Source organism: Pseudothermotoga sp. U03pept (genome assembly GCF_051235805.1).
Classification (GTDB): Bacteria; Thermotogota; Thermotogae; order Thermotogales; family DSM-5069; genus Pseudothermotoga_B.
The window spans coordinates 693505-709463 of the sequence record NZ_JBPNXV010000001.1; the positions used below are offsets into that span (position 1 = coordinate 693505).

At 44.0% G+C, this 15959-nt stretch carries 17 protein-coding genes; 3 read left to right on the forward strand and 14 right to left on the reverse strand.

Annotated elements, in window-relative coordinates:
- Position 1: 1 nt before the first annotated feature.
- Positions 2-421 (reverse strand): secondary thiamine-phosphate synthase enzyme YjbQ, encoded by a 420-nt coding sequence (locus ACSFC1_RS03445; protein WP_435564727.1) that lies wholly within the window; start codon positions 419-421, stop codon positions 2-4.
- A gap of 83 nt (positions 422-504) precedes the next feature.
- On the opposite strand from ACSFC1_RS03445, the gene ACSFC1_RS03450 reads away from it, so the two are divergent.
- From ACSFC1_RS03450 to cutA, 3 genes are read left to right on the forward strand one after another with little or no spacing between them, the layout of a single operon-like run.
- A complete protein-coding gene (locus ACSFC1_RS03450; protein ID WP_435564728.1) occupies positions 505-1908 on the forward strand; it encodes a hypothetical protein in 1404 nt (467 codons plus the stop codon).
- A 12-nt stretch (positions 1909-1920) separates the two neighbouring features.
- The gene (locus tag ACSFC1_RS03455; protein WP_435564729.1) at positions 1921-3219 is read left to right on the forward strand and encodes a M20/M25/M40 family metallo-hydrolase; all 1299 of its coding nucleotides are present in this window, start codon (positions 1921-1923) and stop codon (positions 3217-3219) included.
- 4 nt (positions 3220-3223) lie between these two features.
- Entirely contained in the window at positions 3224-3535 is a 312-nt protein-coding gene (cutA, locus tag ACSFC1_RS03460; RefSeq protein WP_435564730.1) for a divalent-cation tolerance protein CutA, read from the forward strand.
- 45 nt (positions 3536-3580) lie between these two features.
- Here the strand turns inward: cutA and ACSFC1_RS03465 are convergent, their stop codons facing one another.
- The 13 genes from ACSFC1_RS03465 to ACSFC1_RS03525 are packed head-to-tail and all read right to left on the reverse strand — an operon-like array spanning position 3581 to position 15944.
- Positions 3581-4375: an alpha/beta fold hydrolase gene (locus tag ACSFC1_RS03465; RefSeq protein ID WP_435564731.1), complete on the reverse strand. Its 795-nt coding sequence runs from the start codon at positions 4373-4375 to the stop codon at positions 3581-3583.
- Between the two features lie 2 nt (positions 4376-4377).
- On the reverse strand, positions 4378-5361 hold the full coding sequence (locus ACSFC1_RS03470) for a 3-oxoacyl-ACP synthase III family protein (protein ID WP_435564732.1): 984 nt from the start codon (positions 5359-5361) through the stop codon (positions 4378-4380).
- An 11-nt stretch (positions 5362-5372) separates the two neighbouring features.
- Positions 5373-7064 (reverse strand): alpha/beta fold hydrolase, encoded by a 1692-nt coding sequence (locus ACSFC1_RS03475; protein ID WP_435564733.1) that lies wholly within the window; start codon positions 7062-7064, stop codon positions 5373-5375.
- 2 nt (positions 7065-7066) lie between these two features.
- Positions 7067-7945 (reverse strand): branched-chain amino acid ABC transporter permease, encoded by an 879-nt coding sequence (locus ACSFC1_RS03480; protein ID WP_435564734.1) that lies wholly within the window; start codon positions 7943-7945, stop codon positions 7067-7069.
- A 2-nt stretch (positions 7946-7947) separates the two neighbouring features.
- Positions 7948-8646 carry an ABC transporter ATP-binding protein gene (locus ACSFC1_RS03485; RefSeq protein ID WP_435564735.1) on the reverse strand — a complete coding sequence of 233 codons (699 nt, stop codon included), beginning with the start codon at positions 8644-8646 and terminating at the stop codon, positions 7948-7950.
- Positions 8639-9406 (reverse strand): ABC transporter ATP-binding protein, encoded by a 768-nt coding sequence (locus tag ACSFC1_RS03490; RefSeq protein ID WP_435564736.1) that lies wholly within the window; start codon positions 9404-9406, stop codon positions 8639-8641. Before ACSFC1_RS03490 ends, ACSFC1_RS03485 begins: the two co-directional genes overlap by 8 nt.
- 60 nt (positions 9407-9466) lie before the next feature.
- The gene (locus ACSFC1_RS03495) at positions 9467-10630 is read right to left on the reverse strand and encodes an ABC transporter substrate-binding protein (RefSeq protein WP_435564737.1); all 1164 of its coding nucleotides are present in this window, start codon (positions 10628-10630) and stop codon (positions 9467-9469) included.
- 14 nt (positions 10631-10644) lie between these two features.
- Entirely contained in the window at positions 10645-11391 is a 747-nt protein-coding gene (gene fabG / locus ACSFC1_RS03500) for a 3-oxoacyl-[acyl-carrier-protein] reductase (protein WP_435564738.1), read from the reverse strand.
- A gap of 15 nt (positions 11392-11406) precedes the next feature.
- Positions 11407-12111, reverse strand: a complete 705-nt coding sequence (locus tag ACSFC1_RS03505) for an ABC transporter ATP-binding protein (RefSeq protein WP_435564739.1) — start codon at positions 12109-12111, stop codon at positions 11407-11409.
- The gene (locus ACSFC1_RS03510) at positions 12111-12827 is read right to left on the reverse strand and encodes an ABC transporter ATP-binding protein (RefSeq protein WP_435564740.1); all 717 of its coding nucleotides are present in this window, start codon (positions 12825-12827) and stop codon (positions 12111-12113) included. Before ACSFC1_RS03510 ends, ACSFC1_RS03505 begins: the two co-directional genes overlap by 1 nt.
- Positions 12828-12841: 14 nt before the next feature.
- On the reverse strand, positions 12842-13753 hold the full coding sequence (locus ACSFC1_RS03515; protein WP_435564741.1) for a branched-chain amino acid ABC transporter permease: 912 nt from the start codon (positions 13751-13753) through the stop codon (positions 12842-12844).
- Positions 13750-14664, reverse strand: a complete 915-nt coding sequence (locus tag ACSFC1_RS03520) for a branched-chain amino acid ABC transporter permease (RefSeq protein WP_435564742.1) — start codon at positions 14662-14664, stop codon at positions 13750-13752. Before ACSFC1_RS03520 ends, ACSFC1_RS03515 begins: the two co-directional genes overlap by 4 nt.
- 50 nt (positions 14665-14714) lie before the next feature.
- Positions 14715-15944 carry an ABC transporter substrate-binding protein gene (locus tag ACSFC1_RS03525; RefSeq protein WP_435564743.1) on the reverse strand — a complete coding sequence of 410 codons (1230 nt, stop codon included), beginning with the start codon at positions 15942-15944 and terminating at the stop codon, positions 14715-14717.
- Positions 15945-15959: the final 15 nt, after the last annotated feature.

Consider the following 15959-nt stretch of genomic DNA (forward strand, 5'->3'; position numbering starts at 1 on the left):
TTTACTCGCCGATTATCTTGATCAACACCCTTTTGTTTCTCATTCCATCGAATTCGCCGTAGAAAACCTGTTCCCATGGACCAAGGTCGAGTTTTCCATTGGTGATGGCAATCACTACCTCTCTACCCATGATGGTTCTTTTCAAATGTGCATCGGCGTTATCTTCAAAGGTGTCGTTGTGTCTGTACTGAGAGTACGGTTTTTCTGGAGCCAGTTTCTCAAGCCAGTCTTCAAAGTCTTGATGAAGACCGGGTTCATCATCGTTTATGAAGACACTCGCAGTTATGTGCATCGCATTGCACAACAAAAGCCCTTCCTTGACACCACTTTCTTTCACGGCTTTTTCAAGCTGTTCTGTTATATTTATGAACTCTCTTCTTTTCTTGGTGTTGAACCAAAGTTCTTTGCGATATGTTTTCACAAAGATCTCTCCTTTCTTTCTGTGCAGATCATATCACAATATCTTGTGATAATCTAAAGTTTGTGAAGGAGTGATCTTCTCTGGTGGGTGAAAAAACACTCTCGATAAACAGAAAAACCTTTGTTTCTTCCACCGCTATACTTCTGAGTTTGATGATCTTCTCTGGTATTCTGACCTTACTTTTGCCCATGGGACAGTTCGAGAGAAAGTTTGTCGATGGCAACGAGGTTTTGGACCTCAACTCCTATGTTCCGCTACACTCAGAAAGACTACCCATCTACCGATGGTTCACCGCACCACTGGAAGTCTTCCTTGGTCCTGATGGATTGAGAATATCGATGCTCATACTCTTGCTTTTAATCGTCGGGGGTACTTTTTACGTACTCGAAAGAGCAGAGGTTCTAAAACTGGTCGTTCACAAAATCGCTGGCACTTTCAGACAAAGAAGGTATTCACTGATAGCGATCTTGAGTCTGTGTTTCATGGTCTTTGGTTCTGTTCTTGGACTTTTCGAAGAAATCGTGCCTTTGGTGCCGATCGTGGTGGAACTGTCTTTGAGATTAGGATGGGATGAGTTCGTAGGTCTTGGCTTGAGTATTCTCTCTGCTGGTTTTGGTTTTGCTTCCGCAACCTTGAACCCATTCACCGTGGTACTTGCCCAGAAACTTGCATCTGTTCCTCTGTTTTCGGGATTGGCTTTCAGATTGCTGGTTTTCGCTGTGATCTACATCGTTCTCTGTGTCTTTCTCATTGCCTACGCAAAGAGAATTGACCGCAACTCTGCAAGAGTTGAGATCTCAGATGAACAGAAGCTCTTTGATGATCGAACGAAGAGGAGCGCGTTGTTTTTCGTTATCTGTGTCGTTGGGATCTTCCTTTTGGTGATAGCGTCGTTGTTTATCCAAAATCTTCAACAATTTTCGGTTCCTCTCATTGCGTTGATCTATCTCATCACAGGTCTTGGCTGTGGTTTATTTGCAGAGATGGGATGGTCTGAAACACTGAAGGTTTTCTTCAAAGGCGTTGCTACAATATCGCCTTCTGTCTTGCTCATTCTTTTTGCCGCAAGTGTTAAACACATAATCACCGAAGGCATGGTCATCGATACGATTCTCAAGTATTCCGTGGAAGGTCTCAAAGACGTCGGGGCTGTTCAATGTGCAATGTTGATCTATATCGTAGTTCTGATCTTGAACTTCTTCATTCCATCTGCTTCTGCAAAGGCATTTTTGCTCATACCAATTCTTGTTCCATTTTCACAGTTCACAGGACTTTCGAGACAGACTATGATCCTTGCTTGGTCTTTTGGAGACGGTTTTTCGAACATGATTTTTCCAACAAACCCCGTGCTTTTGATATCTCTCTCGCTTGCTTCGATGAGTTACACGCGTTGGTTTCGCAAGACGATCTTTTTGCAGTTGATCGTCTTTGCCATCACTGTTGTTTTCGTGGTTCTTGCTGTTTTGACAAAGTATGGACCTTTCTGAGGAGGGGAGATTGTGGATCAAATAACAAGATTCTCTGAATCTATCAAGTTCAAGACTTCGGCTGGCAACTGGGATGAATTTCTCAAATTTCACCAGTTTCTGTACGAGTCTTTTCCATTGATTCACAAGCGCCTAAAGGTAGTGAAGATCAACAATTATTCTCTACTGTATCAATGGGAAGGAAAAACCGATGAATCGATATTGCTTTTGGCACACATGGACGTCGTACCAGCCAATGAAAAGGAATGGGAGGTTCCTCCATTTTCTGGTGTGATAAAGGATGGCTTTGTTTGGGGCAGAGGCACTCTCGATGACAAATGTTGTGTCATGTCCATACTCGAAGCCGTCGAGAAACTGATCAGCGAGGGCTTTGAACCTAAGAGAACCGTATACATAGCCTTTGGTTTTGACGAAGAGACAAAGGGCTATCTTGGTGCTCGAGCAACGGCACAGTACTTTGCACAACACAATATCAAGATAGACGCCATTCTCGATGAAGGTGCGGCGATCATTCAAGGAATTCTGCCACAGATCGATCCTCCACTTGCCCTCATCGGTGTTGCCGAAAAAGGGCTTGCAAGTTATGATTTGATAGCCAAAGGCGATGGTGGCCACTCTTCAGCACCGAAGAGAAATTCTCCAATAGAAAGAATGGCAAAGGCTATCCAACGCATTTCGCGGCACCGAAGTAAGGTGCATTTGACCAAAGCGGTGGAAGAATTTTTCAGAGTTTGCAGTAGATTTATGACTTTTCCTTCGAATATCGTACTCAAGAATCCGAAGCTTTTCCTACCATTCATCGAAAGAGCCTTCGAAGATATTCCTTCGGCGAATGCCATGCTCAGAACAACAATGTGTGTGACTATTTTGAATGCTGGTATGGCAGACAACGTTATACCCGATACTGTAGTTGCAACAGTTAACACGAGAATAATACCTGGAGAAACAGCCGACCAAGTTTTTCAAAGATTAGGTGAACTTGTCAAAGATCTGCAGATAGAGGTCGTGAAAAACGAGAAATGGGAGATCTCCGACCCTGTAATGTGTTCAAGTTTGCAGGGAGCCTTTTTCAACGAACTCACCACTACGATAAACGAAATCTTTCCAGAGTCCGTCGTCACACCATTCCTAACGATTGGCGGCACAGATTCAAGGCATTACAAATCTATCTGTTCTAATATCTACAGATTCGCTCCGATAAAGATGAACAGTCAAGAGATGAGTTTAGTACACGGCAAGAATGAAAGAATATCGATAGAAGGATATATGAAGATGATAGATTTCTATTACAACCTTCTGTCAAAGGGGTGATCACATGATAATCGTCTACAGCACCTTTCCAAGTAAAGAACAAGCACTCGATGTGTGCAGAAAACTCTTGGAAGAAAAGTTGATCGCTTGCTTCAATGTTTTTCCAGTTAATTCGGGGTATTGGTGGCAGGGAAAGATAGCTGAAGACAATGAATTCTCGGTGATTTTGAAAACGACTAAACTCAAAGAGAAGGAGGTCTTTCAGAGGATCAGAGAACTTCACCCATATTTTGTCCCAGCCATATTCAGTATTGAGGTTCGAGAGGTTGACAAAGACTACAAGCAGTGGCTTGAAGAAACGATGAAAAAAACGTGAGCTCTCAGTGAGCTCAACAGTTTTTCAAAAACCTTTGCACAGAGTTTATACAGATGCGAGGAGTAAGTGTGCCTTTGTCAAAAAGAGTACTTCCCTCGGTTTTTCAACCACTGCGGCATGTCCGCAATCTGGGATGCACACGTGAGTAGCATTGGCTATTTGCTGTGCTATTTCCTGTGAAAAACAAGGAGGTTTTATGTTGTCTTCCTCTGCTGAGACAACAAGTACTGGTATGTGTATCTTTGACAGTTCGTTGAGCAAAGGCTTTTGTTCCAATTCCAAAAACGCATCCAACAACCTCACTGCCCCTTCGTAGTTGAATCCATTCATTCTTTGAATGATAGTTTCCAAAAGACCTGGATACCTGTTGATAAACTGCTCACTGTAGACATCGTTGATCCAACTTCTGACGAATATCTTTTTGTCTTTGCTCAATGCACCATCTTTCCATTTCAAAGCCTTGTATTTCATCGAAGGTGTTATGCGAGCAGTTGCGGTTATAATCGCCATAGATTTCACCAACTGTGGGTATTTCGCGGCAAAGAACATTCCAACTTCTGCGCCATAAGATGTACCAACCAAATGTACTCTTTCTATCCTCAGATGATCGAGAAGTTCTCTGAGATCTTCAACATGTCTGTCAAAACTGCAAGTACCATTCTCTGAAGTCCACTGAGATCTGAGGTTGTGGAGGACTATCCTGTACTCATTCTTCAGTTGTTCTGCGATAAAAAGCCAGCTGTTGTAGTGCATGAAGATACCGTTGAGAAAGACCACTACCTCTTCTGATTCTCCACGAACTTGGTAATCTATAGCAATACCATCACTTGTCTTGAACATAATCACCACCTGAAAGCAACTGCAACCTGCTGAAATCCCACACCAGAGGTCAAGAATATAACGACCTTTCCTTGCATATCTTTCATCTTTCCTTCGTCAAAGGCATCGTCATAAGCCATGTAAACACAGGCAGAACCTGTATAGCCGTATTTGTGCATTATCATGTGAGTTTTGTTTTCACCCAGACCCAAAATTTCCATAACCTTCAGTATGGTTTTCTTTCGCACCTGCGTGAAGAATATCATTCCAATTTCTTCTTTTGAAAAGCCGCATTTTTCCATCAATTTGTTGGCGAGCATGGGCCAACCTTCTTCATTGACTGTGGCTGGGTAAGCTGCTCTCAGATCGAGTTTGTGAAGGCCTCTGTCGATGCCCTCGATATTCATAGTTCCAGCCCCCATGTAAATACCCCAGTTGTACCACCAACTGCCATCACATCTTGAAACACTGCCAAGATAACCTGGCTTGTCATCTGACGTTAGTATCAAGGCACCAGCACCATCGGAGAACAACGCCTCCCATGAATACTTCCAGCTGAGAAACTTCGTCATCGCGTAGACTCCTATCACCATGACGTTTTTGTAATCACCCAGTGCAATGTAGCGAGACGCTATATCGAGCAATAAAGCACCGTTTGCACATGATGCGTTCACGTTGAAAGCCAGTGGTTCTGCCTTACTTGCACCAACCAAATACTGAATACGTGCGGCATCTGGTGGAGAAACAGCCTCTGGTGTATCCGTGCCCACTATGATCAAGTCCAGATCTTCTGGATTCATATCGATTCGTCTCAACGCAGTTCTTGCCGCCTCGGCAGCCATGAAGGTCGGTGTTTCGTGAGGCTGTGACAAATGTCTGTGGTCGATTCCTATCTGCTCGGTGAAATATGGATCGATGGTCATATTGGTGATCTGTTCGAACTCTTTGTTCGTCATGATCTTTTGTGGAACGTAGATTCCAGATGAGATGATCTTTGCGTATTTCATTTTCTCCCTCCTCAAAGGTATTTTTTCGCCACATCTATGAAGAGATCAGGATTTTCAACAAAGGCAGAGTGCCCAATGTTTTTCAACACTCTGAACTCACCGTTCAGCAGTTGTGCTGTTCTTTCCATCTGCTTTCTACTCAACAACGCATCCAACTCTCCCCAAAGAACCAAGACTGGCATAGTGATCTGATTAGTCCTTTCGACGATGTTAAACTTTCCAAGTTCAATGGCATGTGGATAGACACTTTCAGGGTTCATCTTCAAGGCATCATCGACTAACTGTTCTACGAGTTTTTTGTTTTTGACAGTCCTCAGAAGTCCCATGATGGACTTTCTTAGTAAAGATCTGTTTCTCTTGTACAACTCAAGGTATGGCATGTTTTCTGTCGGTGTGACCAAACCATCTACTGGGCACGGATCTACCAAAACAAGAGATCTCAGAGACTCAGGATGATCGATTGCTACAAGCATGCCCACAGCTCCACCAAGTGAATGTGCTATAATTGCTGGTTTTATCTGCATCTTCTCGATGAACTCATAGATCGCTTTGGCATAGAACTGTAGTGAACTTTCAGCCCTTGAAGAATCTCCAAAATTCGGCAAGTCAATTGCTATCACTCTCTTATCTGTGAGTTTTTCCATCAGGGGTTTGAACCAACTACAGGAACCAAAATTCCCATGAATACACAACACAACCTCTTCGCTTTTTCCACTCTCAATATAGTGCATCTTACCGAATGAGAGCTGAAGATCTTTTCCTTCTTTTGATTTCTTTCTTCTCTTGAGTAAAACTATTGGTAGTTCAGCCCATCTTAACCAGAAGTTGTAGAAGTAATAACCAATTCCACGAGGCATGAAGAGGACTACCAACACGAGAATTGATCCAAAGATTATTGAAGTTGAGAAACCAACTCTGCTGAAAAAGAAAGGTAAGATTGTGTAGAGTGCTGAACCGAAGATGGGTCCCATGGTTATTCCCATACCACCTATCACAACAATGGCTAAGAGTTCGAGAGATCTACCCAATCCGAAGTTGTGTGGTGCAATGTAGCCGATCGTGTGTGCGTAAATGGCACCGGCAAGACCAGCGTAAGCAGAGCCTATCACGAAGGCTAAGACTTTGAAGTACGTGATGTTCACACCGAAGGTCGCTGCAACCATTGGATTCTCCCTGATCGCTTTCAAAGCTCTACCAGTTTTGTGAGAGGTTATGACCTGGAAAACGTAGATACAGATCAACAAGATGGCAACTATGATGTAGTAACTTTGAAGTTCGTTGCCAAGTTTTGGTATATTTCTCATTCCTATGTGTCCTCCTGTAACTTTTTCCCACGCTCCTATCAGCTGTTCTACAGCTACAGCAAATCCCATTGTTGTTATAGCCAAATAGAAACCAGTGAGTCTCAAAGCAGGAAAACCCAACACCAATCCGAAGGCACCACCGAGCACCATGCCAGCGAGTAACCCGAAAGGAAGTGGCATTGAAAACCTTTGAACTAAAATCGCCGAACTGTAAGCACCTATACTCATAAAGGCAGCATGACCTATCGAAACTTGTCCTGTGTAGCCCATTATCAGATTCAAACCCATCGCAGCCAAGGTGTATATCATCGTCAAGTTTATTATGGTGAGTATGAAAGTGCTCATCTTGAAAAAGAAAGGCACCAAGGCAACCATCAAGAACAAGAAAAACCAACGCATCCTCACACTCTCCTGATCTCACGGCTCCCAAACAATCCTTGGGGCTTTATCAACAAAACGATGATTATCAAGATCAACGAGAAGGTAGTCTTCAGTTCATTGCTTATATAGCCTCCTATGAGATTTTCAACAACACCGAGCGCTAAGCCACCAACCAGAGCGCCTGCAAAACTGTCAAAGCCTCCCAAGACTGCCGCGGTAAAACCTTGAATCTGGTAAAACAGCATCATTGTCGGAGAGATGTAAGTCTTCGGTGCACCGAGTATCGCAACGGTAGTGCCAAGCATAGTCCCCATCATCCAAGACCAACTGAAGACCTTTCCTGGGTTGATCCCCATAAGTTGAGATGTTCTTTCATCTTCAGAAACAGCCTTGATCGCTATTCCTATCTTCGTGTATTTCATGAGTAAGGCTATCAGCATTGAAACAACCCCTAAGATCACAAAGACCAATAAATCCTGTCTGCGAATGACGAGTAAAGTTGAAAACCCTCTGATGATGAATGGTCTTCCTGTTATGAGTTCTGGAAACCCTTTGTACTGTGTACCCCATATCTGGGTTGAAAGACCCTCGAGAATCATAAGGATGCCAAGTGTGATTATGAGCATAGAACTGTGTGATAGGTGTCTGACTGGTCTCAAGGTATATCTTTCGACGATAAACCCAAAGAGAGCAGCCAGCGGCAATACCAAAAGCAGTGCAATAACTGGGCCAAGTTCAATGGTCAAAAAGGTGTACGCCACATAAGCCATGAACATAGCCATATTCCCAAAGGCGAAGTTCATGACATTTGTTATTTTGTATATCATAACGATCCCCAAAGCCGCAAGTGAGTAAAAGGCACCTGTGGAAAGACCGAGAATCAATCTGTTCAGAAACATCTTTATCCTCCCAAATATCCTTCTATTATTCTCCTGTCCTTCAAAAGATCTCCTGATCTTCCTTGTAGAACGATTTTTCCTGTCTGAATGACGTAGGCAAAGTCGGAGATTTTCAAGGCAGAGTAAGCGTTCTGCTCTACTAAGAGGATCGTCACGCCTGCATCTCTAATCGCTTGAATCACTTTCATGATTTCTTTCACAAGATTTGGCGCAAGTCCCATCGATGGCTCATCAAGCATCAAAAACCTTGGTTTTGACATCAAAGCTCTTGCGATGGCGAGCATCTGTCTCTCACCACCTGAAAGTGTGCCAGCCAATTGTTTCGTTCTTTCTTTGAGCCTTGGAAAGAGTTTGAAGATTTCTTCCAAATCTTCTTTGATATCGCCCTTTCTTGCATAGGCACCTGCCTTCAAATTTTCTAAAACCGTCATCTTCTGAAAGATCAGTTTGCTGTCAGGGCATAGGGTTAAACCTCGCTTGACGATCTCATATGCATTAAGAGTGTCTATTCTCTCGCCACTGAGGAATATTTCGCCAGATGAGATTTTGTTCAAACCAGCAATCGCCAAAAGTGTGGAAGTTTTCCCTGAGCCATTCGCACCCAATAAGACGGTGATACTTTTTTCCTGAACTTTCAGCGATAGATTTTTGACGGCAACAACGGGGCCATATGTAACGGTGATATCTTTCACTTCAAGCATCTTCATTCTCTCCCAGGTATGCCTTGATGACCTCTTTGTCGTTTTTGACGACCTCTGGTCTGCCCTCGCTGATCTTCTTACCAAAGTCCATGACAGTCACAGTGTCTGATAGATTCATCACGACTTCCATGTCGTGCTCAACGAGTAAGACTGTGATCTTCATTTCCTCTTTTATGTGCCTTATGATTTCCTTCATCTGTTCTGTCTCGGTATCGGTCAAACCTGCCGCAGGTTCATCGAGAAGCACTATCTTTGGTTCACTCATCAGAGCTCTGCCAATCTCTACGAGCTTCTGTGCCATGTACGGTATAGATCCCGCATAGCTCAAAAGCCTACTCTTCAAACCAAGAAAATCGGCAATTTGTAGAGCTTTGAGGTACATTTCCCAAGTGGCAGCTTTTCTCTTTTCTGGCAGAAACTCCTCAAAGAGATTGAGTTTGACAGCTCTGTGATATCCGATGTACAGATTCTCGAGAACGGTGAGGTACTTGAAGACAACCACACTTTGAAAGGTTCTACTCACACCAAATTCGATTATTCTGTGAGGTTTTACATGTGTCAAATCTACTCCGTTGAGCGAGATGCTCCCTGAGTGAGGTCTTACAACACCAGTGATGGCATTGAAAACCGTTGTTTTTCCGGCACCATTGGGTCCAATGAGTGAGTGTATTGTGCCTTCACTTACGGTCATATCGAGATTGTCAACGGCAGTAAGCCCGCCGAACTTCACTGTGAGATTTTTTATCTCAAGCAAAGCCAATTGTAATTCCTCCATTAATAGAGGGGGCAAAGCCCCCTCTGGGTATCAATTGGTGCAAGATCAATTCTCCAATGTTATGAGATCAGTCACAGCGCTGAAGATGCCCTTGTCGATTTTCATAAAATACATGCTCGATTTACCGCGTCTGAGATTGGGTCCCCAGGTGATATCTTTTGTCAGTATACCATTCCAGTTTTTGAAGCTCTCCAGTGCTTGGACAAGTCCCTCGCGTGTTAGATCTGGACCTGCTTGGAGTAATCCTTGGGTGAATACTTCAGCTGCGATGAAACCAGCTACGGCATAAGAAGATGGAATTTGCTTTGGGTATGTCTCTTGGAAGATCGCCACAGCTCTTTCGTAATCTCTGAGAAACTCTGGTCGATCTGGTGTTGCAAGTGGCACCCAGCCAGTCAAATAGACTCCTTCGACATGTTTTCCACCCAGAGCAATAAAACTCGGATCTGCATTAGCATAGGTAGTCACAACAGGAACAGTTATTCCGTAATCTCTCAATGTCTTTATCCAGCGTATCGTATCCACGATGAAGCCATAGATCACTATGGAATCGGGATTGGCATTCAGAACATTGATGGCAAGCGCGCTGTAATCTGTTTCAGCTGGATTGTACGCAACCTCAAGAGTGGGTTTGAGATTGTATTTTTCCAATCTCATCTTCACGGCTGCTTGTCCTTCTTTACCGACGTCGTTAGCCATGTATATGACTGCAACCCTCTTCTTGCCGAGATTCTCGACCAGAAATTTAGCGATCAGTTGTCCTTCGAGTGTGTAATCTGGTTGAACTCCGAAGATGTACTTCTTCGGTGGTACTACGAGTAAACTTGTCCCAGCGCCTTGATAAACAAAGGGGACGCCGTTTTTCTCCAAGTAATCCATCACCGCAAGACAACCGTAAGATCCAAGTCCACCGACGATTGCAAAAACTTTGTCTGATTCTACCAATCTTTTGACTTCGACAACGGTTTTTGATGGATCTAACTGGTCATCGGCAATTATCAGTTCGATCTTTCTTCCGTAGACTCCTCCGTTCTTGTTGATCCAGTTGAAATAGGCATTCATTCCTTTTGACATCTCTTGACCTATGACTGCGTAAGGTCCTGAAAGTGCTTGAAAGCTACCAACAACCACCTTATCTTTGTAAACTCCTACCTCTGCCAGTGCCAAAATAGAGATCAAGACAAACAGTATAACGACAAATTTCTTCATGCCAACTCCCCCTTTCAGAGTTGTAGACCTCCATCAACGCCGATTACTTGGCCTGTTACGAAGGAAGATTCGTCGCTTGCCAAGAAAAGATAAACATTTGCAACCTCCTCTGGTTCTCCCATTCTTGCTAAAGCCGTTCGGGTCGCGACAGCTTCGATGATCTTTTCAGGTACCTTTTCTGTCATCGGCGTTTTGATAAAACCAGGTGCGACTGCATTGACTCTTATTTGAGCACCTTTACGTGCAAGTTCTTTTGCCCAAGTCTTAGTCATGGCTATCACACCACCCTTTGTGGCGGCGTAGTTTGTCTGGCCAACATTTCCATATATGCCGACAACGGAGGATGTATTTATGATTGAACCCTTTTGAGCTCTAATCATATGAGGAGCAACTGCCTGAGTCATGTTGAAAACACCCTTGAGGTTCACGTTGATCACAGCGTCCCATTCTTCTTCAGTCATTTTGATCAACAAGGCATCTCTTGTTATACCTGCGTTGTTCACTAAGACATCGATCTTGCCGTATTTCGTCGCAATCTGCTCGACAACCTTGAAGACCTCTTCTCTGTTTGTGACATTCAGAAGATATGGATCGATCTTTCCTTCCAAATCGTTCGCATCCTCAGCCAGTTTGTTCAGTTGTTCTTTTGAAAGATCACATGCACAAACTGTTGCTCCTTCTTTTGCGAATAGCAACGCCGCCGCTCTGCCTATACCACTCGCCGCTCCGGTGATGATACAAACCTTTTCCTTAAGCCTCATAGCTTCACTCCCCTTTCATACGCCGAGATACGCCTTTTTCACGTGCTCGTTTTGAGCGAGATTTTTCGATTCATCCTCGAGTACTATTCTACCGTTTTCTATTACATAGCCTCTATCAATTACCTTCAAACCTTGTTTGACGTTCTGTTCAGTCAAAAGTATTGCCACTCCCTCTTTTCTTATCTGTCTGAGTTTTGAGAACATCTCCATCACTATAGATGGCTGAAGTCCGACGGAAGGTTCATCGAGTATCAACAACTTCGGACGAGCCATCAAAGCTCTGCCTACTGCAAGCATTCTTTGTTCTCCTCCACTCATTGTGCCAGCTTTCTGAGAAAGCCTTTCTCTGAGAACCGGAAAAATTGTGAAAACAAAGTTCATACTGTCTATCATACGTTCTCTTGCGTGTGGAATGTATGCTGCACCGGCTCTGAGGTTTTCTTCAACACTCATCAATGGAAAGAGTTCTCTTTCCTGCGGTACTAAGGCTATGCCAAGACGCACGATTTTGTGAGTCTCCATGCCTACAATATTTTGCCCCTCGAAAAATATGCCACCACTCGTTGGTTTAATCATGCCAACAATACAGTTTATCAAAGTGGTTTTGCCAGCACCGTTTGGTCCAAACAATCCAACGGCCTCTGAACCTATCTTGAGAGAAAGATCCCAGATGACTGGAATCTTACCATAGGCAACATTGAGATCTTTTATTTCAAGCATTAATCTTCCTCCCCCAAGTATGCTGTTATAACGCGTTTGTTTTGAGAAACCACTTGGTATGGTCCCTGAGCTATTATCTCGCCTCTGTCGAGAACTATTACCCTGTCAGTCAATTCGCTTATGACACTCATAACGTGTTCTATGACACAGATTGTCATACCTCTATCTCTCATGATTTTGACTATCTTTATCATTTCTTTCATCTCTTCATGGTTCAGTCCAGCCATCACTTCGTCAAGGAAGAGTATCCTCGGATTGGAAACCACTGCTCTTGCTATCTCAAGTTTTTTCAGTTCGAAGACAGTGAGTTTGTCTGGGTAGAGATCTTTTCGTCCAAAGTTGAGAAACTCACAAATCTCTTTCGCACTTTCAACTGCTTTGCCGAGTTTTTCACCTTTTGCAAAGAGTGCTCCCACTACTAGGTTTTCAAGTGCTGTGAAATCCCTCAATGGCCTGACGGTTTGAAAGGTCCTCGAGATACCCAATTTGGCTTTGGTGTGTGCCGGCACTTCGGTGATGTCTTTTCCATCAAAAAAGATCTTTCCACTGGAGGGTTGAAGTGTTCCTGCCACCAAACTGGTGAGAGTAGTCTTACCGGCACCATTCGGACCTATTATACCCAAGATTTCATTAGCTCGAACTTCAAAGGTGATGTTGTTTACTGCCACAAGTCCACCAAAGGACTTTGTCACACCTTCAACGCGCAGTAGTTCCATAGAAAAACCTCCGATCACCTTGATCTGATTTTGTCCATTATCGTGCCATAAACTCCTTTGCGCAAGAAGATTACAACCAGAATGATTATGATTCCGTATATTATCAAGTGTCCATACGGCATGAGAAGTTTCAAATACTCAGAAGTGAAACCGAGAATCACCGCTCCCACTATTGGACCCAAAGTTGAGTAGATGCCACCGACTAATGCCATAGCTATGGGTAGAAGAAGGAAATTTGCCGAGAAGGTACTCTCTGGCTCAACGAAGGCATACTGTTGGGCGTATATCGCACCAGTCGCACCTTGTATGGCAGAGGTCAAAATAAAAACCAGCAGAAGGTACTTGAATATGTTTATTCCACTGGATTTTGCAACAAGCTCATCGTTTCTTATCGAATTTATAGCATACCTTATCCTTGTCCTTTGAAAGATTTCAGAAATACCTATGACCAACAAAGCAAAACTGAGTATCAGCCAATAGGTCTTCTTTGGTTCACCATCGAATATCGCGTTGAAGAGCACTTTACCTGCTGCTCCACCAGTGAGATCGGAGAGATTTCGAGCAAGCACCAAAAAGACACTGGCGAGTGCGAGTGTCGTGATGGCAAAGTACATCTCTCTGAGTTTTAGAACTGCAACTCCCACACCAAATGCGATGATCGCGGCAAATATTGCCCCAACGAATATACTCATCAGAGGAGATACAGAAAAGTCATCGACGGCTATCACTGCAGCATAAGCACCAAGTCCAAAGAAACCGGCTGTACCAAAGGAAAGTTGACCGGTTCTCAGCATCATATCCCAGCTGAGCGAAAGGCACATGAACAACATTATCGAGCTGGCAACGTGAAGCAAGTAAGTGTCTGCAAAGATCGGTAGTAGGGTAACAAAGATGATTATTCCAACAACGAGAAGAGTCTTTCTCATCTTTCAGCCCTCCGATAAGCCCTGAGTGAGATCACCAAGATCAAGACACCAAAAAACACAAGATCGGACCACCCGCTGTAACCGGGGATCGATTGCACTATCGCCTCTGCTATTCCAAGTGTGATACCAGAGACCAAAATGCCTGGAAGGTTTCCAAGACCAGCCATTGCAGTAAGACAGAAAGATTTCATCGTGAAGGGTCCACCCACATGAGGAAAGATGGAAACTCTTGGAATCATTAGTGCCGCAGAAACGGCTATCATGGCAGTTGCCAGGCTAAAGGTGATCGTGTAGACCAATCTCACATTTATACCTACTATGGCTGCCCCCTTTGGATTCTGTCCCACGGCAAAAGCCGCCTGTCCAAATCGCGTTTTCTTCAAGATGAACATTATCGTGAGCAGAACCAGAACAGCTGCGGCAACGTACAGAAATTCATATGCACCTACGCTTATTCCTAAGATGTTCACAGATCGAGCAGCATAAGATACGTAAACATTCCTTGGTCTTGAGGTCCACAGCGCGTTCACCAATTCTACAAGGGTAATCGATATTCCGAAGGTTATGAGCAAAAGATTCAAATGGTGTGACTTGAGCACTCTCTCAACTGTTGATTTGTAAACGGCAAATCCAATGAGAAAGAGAAATGGTCCTACGAGAACCATCGAAAAGATTGGGTCGAAATGGAATTGGTTGAAAAGCACATAGCCCATGTACAGTCCAACAGTCAGAAAATCACCGTGTGCAAGGTTTAACAATCCAACTATTCCAAGGATCAAAGCCAGTGGTAGGGCAACCAGAGAGTAAAGACTTCCTCTCTGAAGTCCATAGAAGAAAGCATAGGGACGAAAGATGGCGACTATAGCAAGCATCAACAAAAAGAGTGTCTTCCAGTTGAAAAATCTTCTCATCCTTTCACCTCTCTGTAGACAAAAGGCTGGGCTGCTGCCCAGCCTTTTACTCACTTGCCTGACCAACCTGGGAATGGATAGATCAGTTCAGCTGTAGCATACTCAAAGGGCCAGATCACGTGCTGAACACCATTTTGCCATTGGAGGATCTTCTGTGCCCTGAAACCTTGATTCTTTATGATTCTGCTCGGTGAAATCTTCAAAATACCACCAACAGGAGAGTCGTACTCAATTTCTCTTAAAGCCTGAATTACAGCTTTATCATCGAGTGTGCCTGCTTTCTTGATCGCTTCAACCAAGAAATATATATTCGTGTAGCCGAGTGGTGCAAAATATGTTGCGGGTTCTTCGTTGAACTCTTTCACATAAGCATCCCAGAAATGTCTTGCAATGGGACTGACATCTTTGAGAGCTGGAGCCCACATGCCGTACAAGACTACTCCGTGAGATAATGGGTTTTTACCGAAATCTGCTGGCCATCCTGGAGGTGCCCCAACGAATAGCTTGGGTGCAAAATCGATTTCCTTGGCTTGAGTCAGCATAGGTATTGCATCTGCGTCATACCCTGCCCAGATGAAGAGATCAGGGTTGTACTGTTTTGCTTGTAGGAGCATTGCCCTGTAATCTCCACCACCGAGTGATGCACTCTTGAACGGTGCACCTTTCAAGTCTTTCATGAGCCCTGTCCAGACACCTGTGCCTTTTTTGGCGAGTTCGAATTCAGCTTGGTACGACTGGAAAGATGCCGTGCCAAAGGCGCCTTCTTCGTAAGCCAAGAAGATCTTCTCGATCTTCACTTGGGTGTACTTCTCCGTTATGGCTCTCCAACCTATCGCATAACTTTCACCCTGCAAGTAATCCCATGGATGCAGGTGGAAGTACCAATCTGCGTCTGCACCAATGGCTTCTTCACATTTGTAGGATGCAGCACCGATCCACACCGTTATCTTTTTGTACTTTTTCAGAATTGGAATCTGTGCAAGGTGTACACCACTTGCCATACCTCCAACGAAGAAATCCACCTTGTCAACGGTCGCAAGTTTGTCTATTGCTGCAGCTCCTTTTTCGGGCTTCAGCTCGTCATCGACTATGACCAATTCAATGGGCCTACCAAGAATACCGCCTGCCTCGTTGATTTCTTTCACAGCTAACTTCATCGCATTCGCCGCTTGCCTGCCTGTGATGTCAGAGAGTGGCAAGATCGCGCCGATCTTTATCGGCTTTTGTGCAAGAACAAAGAGAGCGACCAACAACATCAAGAAAACTGAAACCTTTCTCACAGAAAACACCTCCCC